The sequence below is a fragment of the Serratia sp. (in: enterobacteria) genome, from assembly GCF_051654945.1.
In the GTDB taxonomy this organism is placed as follows: Bacteria; Pseudomonadota; Gammaproteobacteria; order Enterobacterales; family Enterobacteriaceae; genus Chania.
Window position 1 is genome coordinate 91,704 of the sequence record NZ_JBOFZA010000118.1, and the last position, 14,240, is coordinate 105,943.

At 56.5% G+C, this 14,240-nt stretch carries 12 protein-coding genes; all 12 read right to left on the reverse strand.

The window, feature by feature from the left end; translation table 11 throughout:
• Positions 1 to 88 precede the first annotated feature (88 nt).
• Entirely contained in the window at positions 89 to 583 is a 495-nt protein-coding gene (locus tag ACRDCA_RS25770; RefSeq protein ID WP_438692057.1) for a DUF1097 domain-containing protein, read from the reverse strand.
• 178 nt (positions 584 to 761) lie between these two features.
• Positions 762 to 1,628 carry a DMT family transporter gene (locus ACRDCA_RS25775; RefSeq protein ID WP_438692058.1) on the reverse strand — a complete coding sequence of 289 codons (867 nt, stop codon included), beginning with the start codon at positions 1,626 to 1,628 and terminating at the stop codon, positions 762 to 764.
• A gap of 535 nt (positions 1,629 to 2,163) precedes the next feature.
• Positions 2,164 to 3,621, reverse strand: coding sequence for an NADH-quinone oxidoreductase subunit NuoN (nuoN, locus tag ACRDCA_RS25780; RefSeq protein ID WP_438692059.1), 1,458 nt, complete (start codon positions 3,619 to 3,621; stop codon positions 2,164 to 2,166).
• Between the two features lie 6 nt (positions 3,622 to 3,627).
• Entirely contained in the window at positions 3,628 to 5,157 is a 1,530-nt protein-coding gene (nuoM, locus tag ACRDCA_RS25785) for an NADH-quinone oxidoreductase subunit M (RefSeq protein ID WP_438692060.1), read from the reverse strand.
• Between the two features lie 98 nt (positions 5,158 to 5,255).
• Positions 5,256 to 7,103, reverse strand: coding sequence for an NADH-quinone oxidoreductase subunit L (gene nuoL, locus ACRDCA_RS25790; RefSeq protein WP_438692061.1), 1,848 nt, complete (start codon positions 7,101 to 7,103; stop codon positions 5,256 to 5,258).
• Complete coding sequence (gene nuoK, locus ACRDCA_RS25795; RefSeq protein WP_025122810.1) at positions 7,100 to 7,402, reverse strand: NADH-quinone oxidoreductase subunit NuoK; 303 nt, start codon at positions 7,400 to 7,402, stop codon at positions 7,100 to 7,102. Before nuoK ends, nuoL begins: the two co-directional genes overlap by 4 nt.
• Positions 7,399 to 7,959 carry an NADH-quinone oxidoreductase subunit J gene (nuoJ, locus tag ACRDCA_RS25800; RefSeq protein ID WP_025122809.1) on the reverse strand — a complete coding sequence of 187 codons (561 nt, stop codon included), beginning with the start codon at positions 7,957 to 7,959 and terminating at the stop codon, positions 7,399 to 7,401. Before nuoJ ends, nuoK begins: the two co-directional genes overlap by 4 nt.
• Before the next feature lie 13 nt (positions 7,960 to 7,972).
• Positions 7,973 to 8,515, reverse strand: a complete 543-nt coding sequence (gene nuoI / locus ACRDCA_RS25805; RefSeq protein ID WP_021178518.1) for an NADH-quinone oxidoreductase subunit NuoI — start codon at positions 8,513 to 8,515, stop codon at positions 7,973 to 7,975.
• A 14-nt stretch (positions 8,516 to 8,529) separates the two neighbouring features.
• Complete coding sequence (gene nuoH, locus ACRDCA_RS25810) at positions 8,530 to 9,507, reverse strand: NADH-quinone oxidoreductase subunit NuoH (protein WP_025122808.1); 978 nt, start codon at positions 9,505 to 9,507, stop codon at positions 8,530 to 8,532.
• Positions 9,504 to 12,239 carry an NADH-quinone oxidoreductase subunit NuoG gene (gene nuoG, locus ACRDCA_RS25815; protein ID WP_438692062.1) on the reverse strand — a complete coding sequence of 912 codons (2,736 nt, stop codon included), beginning with the start codon at positions 12,237 to 12,239 and terminating at the stop codon, positions 9,504 to 9,506. The genes nuoH and nuoG overlap by 4 nt, the downstream gene beginning before the upstream one ends.
• Positions 12,240 to 12,338: 99 nt before the next feature.
• Positions 12,339 to 13,691, reverse strand: a complete 1,353-nt coding sequence (gene nuoF / locus ACRDCA_RS25820; RefSeq protein ID WP_438692063.1) for an NADH-quinone oxidoreductase subunit NuoF — start codon at positions 13,689 to 13,691, stop codon at positions 12,339 to 12,341.
• The gene (nuoE, locus tag ACRDCA_RS25825) at positions 13,688 to 14,239 is read right to left on the reverse strand and encodes an NADH-quinone oxidoreductase subunit NuoE (protein ID WP_438692064.1); all 552 of its coding nucleotides are present in this window, start codon (positions 14,237 to 14,239) and stop codon (positions 13,688 to 13,690) included. The genes nuoF and nuoE overlap by 4 nt, the downstream gene beginning before the upstream one ends.
• Position 14,240 lies beyond the last annotated feature (1 nt).

Here is a 14,240-nt window from a genome sequence, read left to right on the forward strand (position 1 = left end):
GGTCGTAGTCCCATGGTAGGACACGACCCGGATACACGCCATCGGAAAGTTGACTAAAAAAGAGGCAAGGCAGGAGACGGACGCACTTTCAGGCGTCGGTAGAGGCTCGTTCGGTCAGCGCTGCTACGGGAGATTTACGGCGTGCGGCCAGCCACAAACCACTGTTTTTCATCGCGTAGCCAAACAATAATCCGACCAGCAGTGAAGCCGTGATTAATGGCCAGTTGCCGTCGCCGGCAAAGGTCGCGCAGGCACCAATAAAAGTGCCGGGCACAAAGCCAAGCCACTGCTGTTTAGCCTGAATACACATCAGGAAGGCGACAATGCCGGTCAACAGATAGCCCAAAATGCTCCAGGCAGGTTCCAATGCGCTGCCATGAATGATGACCATCGCCCAGAATACGCCACTCAAACAGGTCAGCGTGCTGATTGCCAGGCCTTTAAGGCCACCTTGCGGGCAGGCAAAATAGGCCGTGCAGCCAAGAAAGCCCGCCCAACTGATTAGCCCCAGACTGATGGCAACCCAGCCCCATACGCCGGAAAGAATACCGGTAGTTATCGCAATGGCAAAAATGACGTTCATAACCCTGATCCGCTAAAAGTAATCCAGCCAGTTTACGCGAAACAAGCCGACAATATGTGATAAAAATCACATCATCAGTGCAATTTAACGTTATGAAATCATAATTATGTGATATTAATCACAATATTGGCGCATTTTTTCACCAACCCACGCTAACGGGCGGTTACCGGCAGCAAAGTCACACCGAAGCCGTTTCCGCCGTTTTGGCCGGTCCACGACGGCGTGATATGGCCAGCCCGCCAGAAAGAATAATCAGCACCATGCCCACCGCAGCGATAAAGGATAAAGTCTGGGCAAAGATCAGGTAACCGAGCAGCGTGGAGAAAATAATCGTGCTGTAGGACAGAATACCGACGGTGACCGCGTTGCCGCCACCATAGGCACGGGTCATGGTGATCTGCCCCAGGCTGCCGAATACGCCGATGGCGCAAACGTACAGCAAGCTGGTGGCATCCAGCGCGGCAAATCCTATCATTGCCGTCATCAGCAAACCAAACAGAGTGCCGACCAATGAGAAGTAGAATACCACGCGCAACTCCGGCTCTCCGGTTCGCACCAGCTTACCGACGTTGAAATAGGCCAGCGCGGTCAACAGACCCGAGAGCAGTCCGATCAAGGTAGCGGTATATTCCCCGTGCGGCACGTCTGGGCGCAACATGATCAGGATGCCGACAAAGCCTAACAGTACCGAGAACAGCAGCTTGCCGGTCAGTTGACCTCTGGCCGTAACGAAGGTGATCACCGACTGGAATATCGGGTTGGTATAACCCAGCGTCGTGGCGGTGGCGATAGGCAGGTGGATTAACGCATAGAAACCACAATACATGGCCGCATTGCCAATGGCAGCACGCTTCATGTGCAGGCCAAGATGTTGGGTGCGAAAGCCTATGTTTTTAAGCTGGATCAGCGCCGCTACAATCACCACGTTGATTAATGAACGGTAAAAAACGATATCGAAGAAGCCGACCTTGGTCGAAGCCAGTTTGATGCAGGCCCCCATCAGCGCGAAAAACACGCTGGCAGCAACCATCCATAATGCAACCATGATTTCCCCAGAATGCGGCCCGCCCGGGCTGCAAATACGCTGACGTAGCGGTACCCAGCAAGAATACCAGCATTTACCAGAAATATGAGTCGCTGACTAAAAATAAGGTTGCGATCTAATGGGCGCAGCATGCGGTGCCCCTAGGTAATAAGTCTCAAGTATGCTCAAAATAATAGCCGTGGAGCCCCTCACCCTAACCCTCTCCCACAGGGCGAGGAGACCGAACGTGCCACAATTTGATTACCGTGCTCGTCCTCGACACCAATCCTGCTACCTATTACCTCTGCCCCTGATTCCGACGCAGGACTAGCCCCCTCTCCCCGGCCCAGTGCTAATGAAATCTCTGCCTTTACATCGGGAGAGGGCTGGGGTGAGGGGAAACCGCCAACCTTAACTGACCGCATTACTCAAAAGGGGTTTTTATAACTGGCGTAAAGCTGAAAGCTTTACGGAACCTCCAGCCTAGCTGGAGGTTTTCTGTGCACAATAAAAAGGGCCGCCATCTGGCGACCCTTGTTGTCTAGCTCGAGATCGATCAGAACATCGGCTGCGCCATCTGCACCAGCGTGATCAACGGTTGCGGGTAGATACCCAGCAACAGCACCAACGCGGCAGAGATCAGCACCACCACACCACCGGCGGTCAACGCCCAGTTGTTTGGCGTATCGCGAACCAGGGTTTCCGGCGCACTGAGGAACAGGCTGACGGTCACACGCAGATAGTAGTACAAACCGATCGCACTACCCAGCACCACGGCACCGGTCAACCACCACAGGTGGGCACTGACGCCCATCGCAATCACGAAGAACTTACCGATAAAGCCCAGCGTCATCGGGATACCGGCCAGGGAAAGCATCATCACCGTCATCACCGCAGACAGGATTGGCTTGTGCCAGAACAGACCACGGTAAGAGAACAGCGAATCGGCATCCGGGCCACGGTACGGGCTGGACATCAGGCTAACCACACCGAAGGCACCCAGGCTGCTGAACAGGTAACCGGCCAGATAGACCCCGGCGGTTTCCAGTGACAGCTGATGGGTTTGCACCGCAACCAGCGCCACCAGCAGATAACCCAGGTGAGCGATAGAGGAGTAACCCAGCAGTCGCTTGATGTTGGTCTGGCTGAGCGCCATCAGGTTACCGAACAGGATCGAGCAGACGGCGATGATCGACAACACCATCCGCAACGCTTCGTTATCGGCAGCCGGTGCGTACAGGAACAGACGCATAACCACCGCGAAGATCGCAATCTTGCTGGCGGTAGCCAGGAAGGTTGAGACCGGCGCAGGCGCCCCTTGATACACATCCGGCGTCCACAGCTGGAAAGGTACCAGAGAGAGTTTGAAGCCCAGACCGACAATCATCATACCCATGCCTGCCAGGATCAGCGGCTGATGCACCAGGTGCTCCTGCATGCTTTTACCCAGACCGGCCAGTGACAGGTCACCGGATTCGGCGTACAGCAGCGCCATGCCGAACAGCAGGAAGCTGGAGGCCGCCGCAGACAGCACCATGTACTTGATGGCCGCTTCCAGCGAACGCTTCTGGCGATAGGCATAGCCCACCAGACCAAACAGCGGCAGCGAGATCAGCTCAATACCCAGGAACAGTGAAGCCAGGTGGTTGGCACTCGCCAGCAGCAGGCCACCCATGGCGGCAATCAGCACCAGCAGGTAGAACTCTTCGCGGTTATCCGGGTAACCCACCAGCCAAGGATAGGCGAAGGTACAGGTTGCCAGACTCGCCAGCAGCACCAGCCCGGAATAGAACATCGAGTAACCGTCAACCCGCACCAGCGGAGTGACGTCCATTGGGCCTACCTGGCCAACAAAGTAGAGTGAAAGCAGCGCCAGGTTAAGACCGATCACTGTCAGGGTGGCGTTGATAAAGTGGTCGCGTCGCCACGCAATGCACAGCATCACAACCACCACCGTCAATCCGACGATCAACAGCGGTAACAGTGCGATCAGTTGTTGAGGAGTTATTGTCATGGCGAATTACGGCCTTGTTGTTGAAATTGCTGAAACTGCCGGAGCAAACCAGTGTTGCACGTTGCTCATTGCCGCACTTGAGGTATCGAGGATTGGCTGAGGATACACACCCAGCAGCACCAGCAGTACCACCAACAGCAGAATGATAAACAGTTCACGTGCGGTCATGCCTGGCAACGGTTGGTCAGATTTTGGCGCACCGTAGTAGGCACGCTGCATCATGATCAACGAGTAAACCGAAGCAAACACCAGACCGAAGGTAGAAATCACGGTGATCACTGGCACAACCTGGAAGCTGCCGAACAGGATCATGAATTCACCCACAAAGTTACCGGTACCCGGCATCCCCAGGGTCGCTACCGCAAAGAACAACGACAGCGCAGGAATGAACTTGATACGTCCCCACAGGCCGCCCATCTGACGCATATCGCGGGTATGCAGACGTTCGTACAGTTGGCCACAGATGATGAACATACCTGCGGCAGACAAGCCGTGAGCGATCATCTGGATCACTGCACCCTGGTAAGCCAACTGGCTACCGGTGTAGATAGCGATCAGCACGAAGCCCATATGGGAAACCGAGGTGTAGGCAATCAGACGTTTGATATCGGTCTGTGCGAACGCCATCCAGGCACCGTAGAAGATACCAATCACACCCAGCCACATGGCGATCGGGGCAAACTCGGCGGACGCGTTCGGGAACAGCGGCAGGCTGAAACGCAGCAGGCCGTAGGCCGCCGTCTTCAGCAAGATCCCCGCCAGGTCGACAGAACCCGCCGTTGGTGCCTGGCTGTGCGCATCCGGCAACCAGCCGTGCAATGGCACCACCGGCATTTTCACCGCGAAAGCGATGAAGAAGCCCAGCATCAACAGATATTCAACGTTGTGCGACATCGGGGTTTTCAGCAGATCTTCGTAGTTGAAGGTCCACACGCCGGTCGCATTGTAGTGCACAAACACCAGGCCAAGGATCGCAATCAGCATCACCAGACCGCTGGCCTGGGTATAGATGAAGAACTTGGTTGCTGCGGTGATACGGGTTTTACCGTCCGATGCTTTATGACCCCACAAGGCGATCAGGAAGTACATCGGCACCAGCATCATTTCCCAGAAGAAGAAGAACAAGAACAGGTCGATGGCCAGGAACACGCCGATCACACCGCCCAGGATCCACAGCAGGTTCAGGTGGAAGAAGCCCTGATACTTCTGGATTTCACGCCAGGAACAGAGGATCGCCAACACGCCCAGGAATCCGGTCAGCACCACCATCAGCAGTGACAAACCGTCCAGCGCCAGGTGGAAACTGATGCCAAAACGTGGGATCCACGGCAGCATAAACTCAGACTGCCACTGTGGCATGCCCAGTGGTTTGATCAACGAATAGCCGCCCTGCAACCACAGTTGCAGAGAAAGCGCCAACGTCAGCCCCATTGCGATCAACGCTATCCAGCGCGGCACCTTAGTACCGAAACGCTCGCACTGCCAGCACAGCAGACCGCCGATAAAGGGGATAAGAATTAGCCAAGGTAATAGCATGGCGTTTTGTGTCCCTTATATGAATAATCTAAAAAACTTGTATCGGGCCCTTGTTCGCCAAGGGCCGAACCCAAAATGCGTCTGTTTAAATTATTCAGTTAAACCAGAATCAACAGAGCCAGTACGACCACTGCACCCACACCCATAGACGCGATATACCAGCGGATCTGACCGTTCTCACCCACCGCCAGACCACGGTTCCCCAAGCGGGAGAACACGGCTGGCAGGTTCATCAGCGAGTTCAGCGGATCGCTTTGCAGCAGCTTGGCAATGCCCAGGTAAGGCTTGACGAACACTTTGTCATACAGCCAATCGAAGCCCCAGGCATGGAACCACCAGGTCGAGAAGAAACGACCCGGAGCGCTGTTCGCGATGCTGTTTACCAGGCGACGTTGGCCCAGCCACAGCGCAGCCGCCAGCAGGATCCCGACGATAGCGACCACGCCAGAGGCGATCTCCAACGTCAGAACGCTGCCGTGTGCCAGTTCAGTCGTTTCAGGCAGTACACCCTGCAACGGCGGCACAATCATCGCGCCGACGAAGGTGGACAGCACCATCAGAACCAGCAGTGGCAGGTTGTGAGTAATACCTTTGCCGGCATGAGCTTTGATTTTCTCTTCGCCGTGGAACACGATGAAGATCATGCGGAAGGTATACAGTGAAGTCATAAATGCGCCAATCAGACCGGCAATCATCAGGTTGAAGTGGCCGTTCGCCATGGCGCCCGCCAGGATTTCATCCTTACTGAAGAAGCCTGCGGTGATGATAGGCAGAGCAGACAGCGCCGCGCCCCCCACCAGGAAGCACACATACACCAGCGGAATGCTCTTGCGCAGGCCACCCATCTTGAAGATGTTCTGCTCATGATGACAGGCCAGGATCACCGAACCGGAGGACAGGAACAGCAGCGCCTTGAAGAACGCGTGGGTCATCAGGTGGAAGATGGCCGCATCCCATGCCTGCACGCCCAGCGCCAGGAACATGTAACCAATCTGGCTCATGGTGGAGTAGGCAAGCACGCGTTTGATGTCGGTCTGCACCAGCGCGGCAAAGCCCGCCAGCAGCAGCGTAACGCCACCAATGATACCGACCAGATTCAGCACTTCCGGCGTCATCAGGAACAGGCCATGCATACGGGCAATCAGGTAGACACCCGCGGTCACCATGGTGGCTGCGTGGATCAATGCAGATACTGGGGTTGGGCCCGCCATCGCATCTGCCAGCCAGGTTTGCAATGGCAGTTGAGCCGATTTACCTACCGCGCCACCCAGTAACATCAGGGTTGCCCAGGTCAAGGCCGTGTCGCCAACCGCCAGTTTCTGCGGTGCCAGCACCATCAGTTCACGGATGTTCAGCGTACCCAGCTCGTGGTACAGAATGAACAGCGCAATCGCCAGGAACACGTCGCCTACGCGGGTAACGATGAAGGCTTTCATTGCCGCCGCGCCGTTGGCCGGATCTTTGTAGTAGAAACCGATCAACAGGTAGCTGCACAGGCCCACGCCTTCCCAGCCCAGGTACATCAGCAGCAGGTTGTCTGCCAGTACCAATACCACCATGCTGGCGATAAACAGGTTGGTGTAAGCGAAGAAGCGGGAATAGCCTTCTTCACCGCGCATGTACCAGGAAGCGTACATATGGATCAGGAAGCCAACGCCAGTCACCACCGACAGCATGGTCAGCGACAGGCCGTCCAATACAAGGGTGACGCCGATGTTGAAGTCACCAACGGCCATCCAGTTCCACAGGCTTTGCTCGTACAGCTGCACGCCAGCGGCTTTTTGACTGATAAAATCGATCGCCACATACGCCGTGACCACCGCCGCCAGGCCAATCGACCCAACGCCAACGGTAGCCGCAGTATTTTCAGACCAGCGGCCACGGGAAAATGCCAACAGCAGGAACCCGATCAGCGGTAGCAGAATAGTTAAATATAATAGGTTCATCCGCGCATCTCACTGACAGTGTCGATATCCAGGGTATGACGACGACGGTAGAGTTGCAGCAGTAACGCCAGACCGATACTGGCCTCCGCTGCCGCCAGACTGATTGCCAGGATGTACATCACCTGCCCGTCGGTCTGGCCCCAGTAACTGCCCGCCACGATAAACGCCAACGCCGCAGCGTTGATCATCACTTCCAGACTGATCAGCATAAACAGCAGGTTACGGCGTAAAATCAAGCCGGTCAGCCCCAAGACGAACAGGATCGCCGCCAGGATCAGCCCATGTTGAAGAGGGATCATGCTTGGTCCTCCGATTTTCTTTTCGCCATTTCGCTGCTTGGCGGGGTATTGCTGAACACTTCACCCGGTTTGTGCTCACGGCCAATGTGGAAGGCCACGACCAGGCCCGCCAACAGCAGCATTGAAGCCAGCTCAACCGCCAGTACGTAAGGACCAAACAGGCTGATCCCGACCGCTTTGGCGTCCACCATCTCACCGGTGATGCCCTGGTCAGATACGCTGCGGATCGCCACGATCAGTACCACCAGCAGAGCCAGTGACAGCAAACCTGGGCCAATCCAGACGGCCGGTTTCAGCCAATCGCGTTCCTGTTGCTGCACCGCGTTGCCGAGGTTGAGCATCATGACCACGAACACGAACAGCACCATAATGGCACCGGCGTAGACGATGATTTCCAGAGCGCCCGCAAAGTAGGCACCCAGTGAGAAAAAGACTGCCGAGATCGCCAGTAGAGAGACGATCAGATACAGCAGCGCATGCACAGGATTGGTATGCGAGATGACGCGAATAGTCGCGACTATCGCAATGAATCCTGCCAAGTAAAAGGCAATTTCCATGCTTGCTGGCTCCTTAAGGCAACAGACCTTTGACGTCGATCGGTTTGGCTTCGTTTTCGGCTTCGCCTTTAGCTTTGCCGTCAATCGCCATACCGGCCATCCGGTAGAAGTTATATTCCGGATATTTACCCGGCCCCGAGATCAACAGATCTTCTTTTTCGTACACCAGATCCTGGCGCTTGAACTCACCCATTTCGAAATCCGGCGTCAGCTGGATGGCGGTAGTTGGGCAAGCCTCTTCGCACAGACCGCAGAAAATGCAGCGTGAGAAGTTGATGCGGAAAAATTCCGGATACCAGCGGCCATCTTTCTGCTCTGCTTTTTGCAGGGAAATACAGCCAACCGGGCAGGCAACCGCACACAGGTTACAGGCTACGCAGCGCTCTTCACCGTCCGGATCGCGCGTCAGCACGATGCGGCCACGGTAGCGCGGCGGCAGGTAAACCGGTTCTTCCGGGTACATCTGGGTTTCGCGTTTGGCGAAGGCGTGCAGGCCAATCATCCAAAGGCTGCGCACCTGGGTGCCGAAACCAACCACTAACTCTTTCAATGTCATGGTTTATTCACCCCTTATTGAGCGTTGTACAAAATGACCGCGGCGGTTGCCAGCAGGTTCAGCAGCGTCAACGGCAGGCAAATTTTCCAGCCGAATGACATCACCTGGTCATAACGCGGACGCGGCAACGAAGCACGGATCAGAATGAACATCACCATGAAGAAGGCCGTTTTCAGCGCGAACCAGATGAATGGCGGCAGGAATGGACCCTGCCAACCGCCGAAGAACAACGTCACAATCAGGGCGGACACGGTGACGATACCGATGTATTCCCCCACGAAGAACAGACCGAATTTCATACCGGAATATTCAATGTGGTAACCGTCAGCCAGTTCCTGCTCGGCTTCCGGTTGGTCAAACGGATGGCGGTGACATACCGCGACACCGGCAATCGCAAAGGTAATGAAACCAAAGAATTGCGGAATGACGTTCCAGATGTGTTCCTGTGATTCAACAATCGCCTGCATGTTGAACGAGTCGGCTTGCGCCACCACGCCCAGCACGGACAGGCCGAGGAACACTTCGTAGCTCAGGGTTTGTGCCGAAGCACGCATCGCCCCTAACAGCGAGTATTTGTTGTTACTGGACCAGCCGGCGAACAGGACGGCATACACCGCCAGGCCAGCCATCATCAGGAAGAACAGAATACCGATGTTAAGATCGGCCACCGACCAGGTCGGGCTGACCGGCACGATGGCAAAGGCCAACAGCAGTGAGGTAAAGGCGATCACCGGGGCCAGCGTAAAGATCATGCGGTCGGCGAAGGTCGGAACCCAGTCTTCCTTGAAGAACATTTTGATCATGTCGGCGACCAGCTGCAGCGAACCGCCCCAGCCGACACGGTTTGGTCCGTAACGGTTCTGGAACAGGCCCAGCAGACGGCGTTCGCCGAAGCTCATAAACGCCCCGCAGGTGACGACTACCAGCAGGATCACCACCGCTTTCAACACGGCGATCAGGATGTCGATCACCTCAGGTGTAAACCAGCTCATAGTGCCGCCTCCCGCAGATTTTCAACCTTCGCACCCACCAGTACCGGCGGGATCCCTGGCAAGCCGAGCGGCAAACCAACCTGGCCTTGGCTCAGGGTTTCACTCAGGCGTACCGGCAAACGCAAGGTCTGGCCAGCACAGCTGAACTCGACCCAGGCACCGGCGTTAACGCCAAGCTGTGCGGCGTCGGCAACGTTGACCATCACATAAGCCTGCGGCATGCGCTGCTGGATCACGTCTGAGCGCTGCGACATTTCGTCACTGCCGAACAGATGGTAATACGGAGCAACACGCCAGCCTTCGGCTTTAAACGCCGCAGGGATAGTGGTGAAGTAACCGAGGCTACCCTCCCCTGCTTCGATCAGACGGATACCCGGATCGCCATGGCGCAGTTTGCCACCCACTTCGGCCTGGAACTTGTTCCATGCCTGCGGTGAGTTCCAACCTGGAGCCCAGGCGAATGGGATCTGCTGACGATCGGCCAGCGGGCTGTTGTTCCCTTCCATCGAGAAGGCGAACATGGTGTCTTTATCCTGCGGCTGACGCGGTTCATGCACGCTGATATCGGCACGCATCGCGGTGCGGCCACTGTAGCGGTGCGGTGAACGAGCCAGTTTCTGACCACGGATGCGGAAGGTCGCATCTGGCGCCGCCTCGACAATACCTTGCAACTGCGGCAATGCGCTCACGCAAGCGGCAATCACGTCATCGAGTTGGGTCCAGTCGACCTGACGGCTGGTATAGGTGGAGTGCAGCGAGTGCATCCAACGCCAGCTTTCCAGCATCACGCTGTAGATATTTTTCTTGGCATCATCGTAATAAGCCGGGTCATAGACCTGGAAGAAGCGCTGTGCGCGGCCTTCCTGGCTGACAAGCGTCCCATCGCTCTCTGCGAAACTGGCCGCAGACAGGATCAGGTTGGCTTTATCCATGATGGTGGTGCGCTGATGGTCGGCAACGATCAGGTTACTGACCTTGGCCAACGCAGCATCCACTTTAGCTGCCGGAGCGTGACGATAGAGATCGTTCTCCATCACGATGGCAGTATCGGCAGCGCCGCTTTCCAGTTGCACCAGTGCTTCATCAAGTGAACCACCGCCGATCATCGCCAGGCCCATGCTGTTGGCAGCGGCTGCAACGAAGGTGATACCCACGTTGGCACCGCGGCCTTTCAGTGCCTTGGCAATATTGGCCGCAGCTTCAATGATAGCTGTACTGCCCGCATTGCTGCCGGTCACGATCAGTGGCTTCTGCGCACCGGCCAGCGCCTGCACGATGACGTCGATTTTCTTGTTCAGGTCTTCGGCCAGATCGCTCACCGCCGGAGCAGAATCATCCAGCGCGTGGGCTATGGCGAAGCCTAAACGGGCTTGCTCATCGACCGGTGCACGGTAGTTCCAGGCGGCGATGTCGTCCAGACGGGTGTTATCGACGTTGGTGACGAACAGCGGGTGTTTGGCGTGTTGACCGATGGTTTGCACCGCCGCGATCTGCCAGTCGGCAACGCGGTGGGCCGCAGCCATCGCACGAGCTTTACCTTTCACAGCCTGACGTACCGACAGCGCAATACGAGCGCCGGTTTGGGTCAAATCTTCACCCAGTACCAACACCGCGTCGTAGCTTTCGATTTCGCGCAGGTTAGGCGTATACACGCCGCTGTTTTTCAACACGTTGAGCATCAGCTCCAGGCGTTGTTGTTCAGCCTGATTGATACCGGTGTAGAAGTTCTCGGCACCGACCAGTTCACGCAACGCAAAGTTGCTTTCCAGGCTGGCGCGCGGTGAACCAATACCGATGGTTTTGTTGGCCTGACGCAGAATATCTGCCGCACCTTGCATCGCCTGTTCGGCGTTCAGGGTGATCCAGTCGTTGCCACGCAGTTGCTGCGGCTGACGAGGGCGATCTTTCTGATTCACATAGCCATAACCAAAGCGGCCGCGGTCACACAGGAAGTAGTGGTTTACGCTGCCGTTGTAACGGTTTTCGATACGGCGCAGTTCGCCATAGCGCTCACCCGGGCTGGTGTTACAACCGATACTGCACTGTTGGCAGATGCTCGGGGCAAACTGCATGTCCCATTTACGGTTGTAGCGCTCGGAGTGGGTCTTGTCGGTGAATACGCCGGTTGGGCACACTTCTACCAGGTTACCGGAGAACTCGCTTTCCAGCGTGCCGCTTTCCGGACGACCGAAATAGACGTTGTCGTGCGCGCCGTAGACACCGAAATCGGTGCCATCCGCGTAGTCTTTGTAGTAACGCACACAACGGTAGCAGGCGATGCAGCGGTTCATCTCGTGCGAGATAAATGGCCCCAGTTCCTGGTTGTTGTGGGTGCGCTTACTGAAGCGATATTTACGGAAGCTGTGGCCGGTCATTACTGTCATATCTTGCAGGTGACAGTTACCGCCTTCTTCACATACCGGACAGTCGTGCGGGTGGTTGGTCATCAACCACTCGACCACGCTCTCGCGGAACTGTTTGGCTTCGGCGTCATCGATGGAAATAAAGGTTCCATCGGAGGCCGGTGTCATACAGGACATCACCAAACGGCCACGCGTATCGTCCGCGTTTTGGTATTGCTTTACCGCACATTGGCGGCAAGCGCCGACGCTTCCAAGCGCCGGATGCCAGCAAAAGTAAGGAATATCGAGGCCGAGGGACAGACACGCCTGCAACAGGTTGTCGGCTCCATCTACGTCGTATTCTTTGCCGTCTACATGAATCGTAGCCATAGTCAGCATGCTTCCAAGTGGCCTACCCATAAGGCAGGCGTTAATCAAAAATTCTGGCCGTGTTTCGGGGCGCGCTCACCGCGCCCAGGCAACGCGAAATTACCAGCGCTGCTTCAACAAGTTGTTTGGCTGAATGCCGCCAATCGCCTGGAGGTTGCCCAAATACTGTGGGGCAATCCCGGCTTCAAACTCTTCACGGAAATATTTAATCGCGCTTTGCAGTGGCTCTACGGCACCTGGCGCATGGGCGCAGAAGGTTTTACCTGGGCCAAGGGAGCGGCACAGCTGCTCGAGGGTTTCGATATCCCCCGGCTGGCCTTCGCCTTTTTCCAAAGCACGCAGGATCTTCACGCTCCACGGCAAGCCGTCACGGCACGGTGTACACCAGCCACAGGACTCGCGGGCAAAGAACTCTTCCAGGTTACGCACCAGGGGAACCATGCCGATCTCGTGATCCACCGCCATCGCCAGCGCCGTACCTAAACGGCTGCCCGCTTTGCCGATGCTTTCGAAGTCCATAGGCAGATCCAGGTGGTCGGCGGTCAGGAAGTCGGTACCCGCCCCGCCCGGCTGCCAGGCTTTAAATTTCAGGCCATCGCGCATGCCACCGGCGTAGTCTTCCAGGATTTCACGAGCGGTGGTGCCAAACGGCAACTCCCAGACGCCTGGGTTTTTCACCCGGCCGGAGAAGCCCATCAGTTTGGTACCGGCGTCGTTACTCTTACCGGCGGAGATCCCTTTGTACCAGTCCACACCATGCTCAAGGATGGCAGGCACGTTACACAGTGTCTCTACGTTGTTCACGCAGGTCGGCTTGCCCCATACGCCCACGGAGGCAGGGAATGGCGGCTTGGAGCGCGGGTTGGCACGGCGGCCTTCCAGCGAGTTGATCAGCGCCGTTTCTTCACCACAGATGTAGCGGCCAGCGCCGGTGTGGACGATCAGCTCGAAGTCAAAGCCGCTGCCCATGATATTTTTACCCAGCAGGCCCGCTTCTGTCGCTTCGGCAATCGCACGGCGCAGGTGAACTGCGGCCTCGATATATTCGCCACGCAGGAAGATGTAACCGCGATAGGCTTTCAGCGCAAATGCCGAGATCAGCATGCCTTCCACCAGCAGGTGCGGCAGTTGCTCCATCAGCAGACGGTCTTTATAGGTGCCCGGCTCCATTTCATCGGCGTTACACAGCAGGTAACGGATGTTCATGGACTCGTCTTTCGGCATCAGGCTCCACTTCAAACCGGTGGAGAAACCTGCACCACCACGGCCCTTCAGCCCGGCGTCTTTCACCAGGGTGACGATGTCGTCGGCGGCCATGCCTTTCAGCGCTTTTTCCGCGCCCTGATAACCGTTTTTGCTGCGATATTCATCCAGCCAGACCGGCTGTTGGTCCTCGCGCAGGCGCCAGGTCAGCGGGTGCATTTCGGCAGTACGTTTGATATCAATCATCATTTATACCGCTCCAACAGTTCGACCGCGTTTTCTGGCGTCAGGTGAGCATGAGTATCGTCATCGATCATCATGTTCGGGCCTTTGTCACAGTTACCCAGGCAGCAGGTTGGCAACAGGGTAAAACGACCGTCGAAGGTAGTCTGACCCGGCTTGATGTTGAGCTTGTTTTCCAGCGCGGCCTGAATGCCCTGGTAGCCGTTGATGTGACAAACCACGCTGTCACAGTAACGGATCACATGGCGGCCTACCGGCTGGCGGAAAATCTGGCTGTAGAACGTGGCCACGCCTTCTACGTCGCTGGCTGGGATGCCCAGCACTTCAGCGATGGCATAAATCGCCCCATCCGGAACCCAACCACGCTGCTTCTGCACGATCTTCAGTGCTTCAATGGAGGCGGCGCGTGGATCCTCGTAATGGTGCTTTTCGTGCTCGATCGCATCACGCTCTTCCGCACTCAGCACAAATGCATCAGCGCCGCTCTGGGGAGCGGCTGCATTGGTGGCCTCAAGCGCATCGTGACTCACGTGAGTGTCTTTAAGATCATGCATA

Bases quoted from the DNA above. Each gene is read 5' to 3' on its own strand.
- ACRDCA_RS25770 (WP_438692057.1), bottom strand. From the start codon at position 583: ATGAACGTCATTTTTGCCATTGCGATAACTACCGGTATTCTTTCCGGC.
- ACRDCA_RS25775 (WP_438692058.1), bottom strand. From the start codon at position 1,628: ATGGTTGCATTATGGATGGTTGCTGCCAGCGTGTTTTTCGCGCTGATG.
- nuoN (WP_438692059.1), bottom strand. From the start codon at position 3,621: ATGACAATAACTCCTCAACAACTGATCGCACTGTTACCGCTGTTGATC.
- nuoM (WP_438692060.1), bottom strand. From the start codon at position 5,157: ATGCTATTACCTTGGCTAATTCTTATCCCCTTTATCGGCGGTCTGCTG.
- nuoL (WP_438692061.1), bottom strand. From the start codon at position 7,103: ATGAACCTATTATATTTAACTATTCTGCTACCGCTGATCGGGTTCCTG.
- nuoK (WP_025122810.1), bottom strand. From the start codon at position 7,402: ATGATCCCTCTTCAACATGGGCTGATCCTGGCGGCGATCCTGTTCGTC.
- nuoJ (WP_025122809.1), bottom strand. From the start codon at position 7,959: ATGGAAATTGCCTTTTACTTGGCAGGATTCATTGCGATAGTCGCGACT.
- nuoI (WP_021178518.1), bottom strand. From the start codon at position 8,515: ATGACATTGAAAGAGTTAGTGGTTGGTTTCGGCACCCAGGTGCGCAGC.
- nuoH (WP_025122808.1), bottom strand. From the start codon at position 9,507: ATGAGCTGGTTTACACCTGAGGTGATCGACATCCTGATCGCCGTGTTG.
- nuoG (WP_438692062.1), bottom strand. From the start codon at position 12,239: ATGGCTACGATTCATGTAGACGGCAAAGAATACGACGTAGATGGAGCC.
- nuoF (WP_438692063.1), bottom strand. From the start codon at position 13,691: ATGATGATTGATATCAAACGTACTGCCGAAATGCACCCGCTGACCTGG.
- nuoE (WP_438692064.1), bottom strand. From the start codon at position 14,239: ATGCATGATCTTAAAGACACTCACGTGAGTCACGATGCGCTTGAGGCC.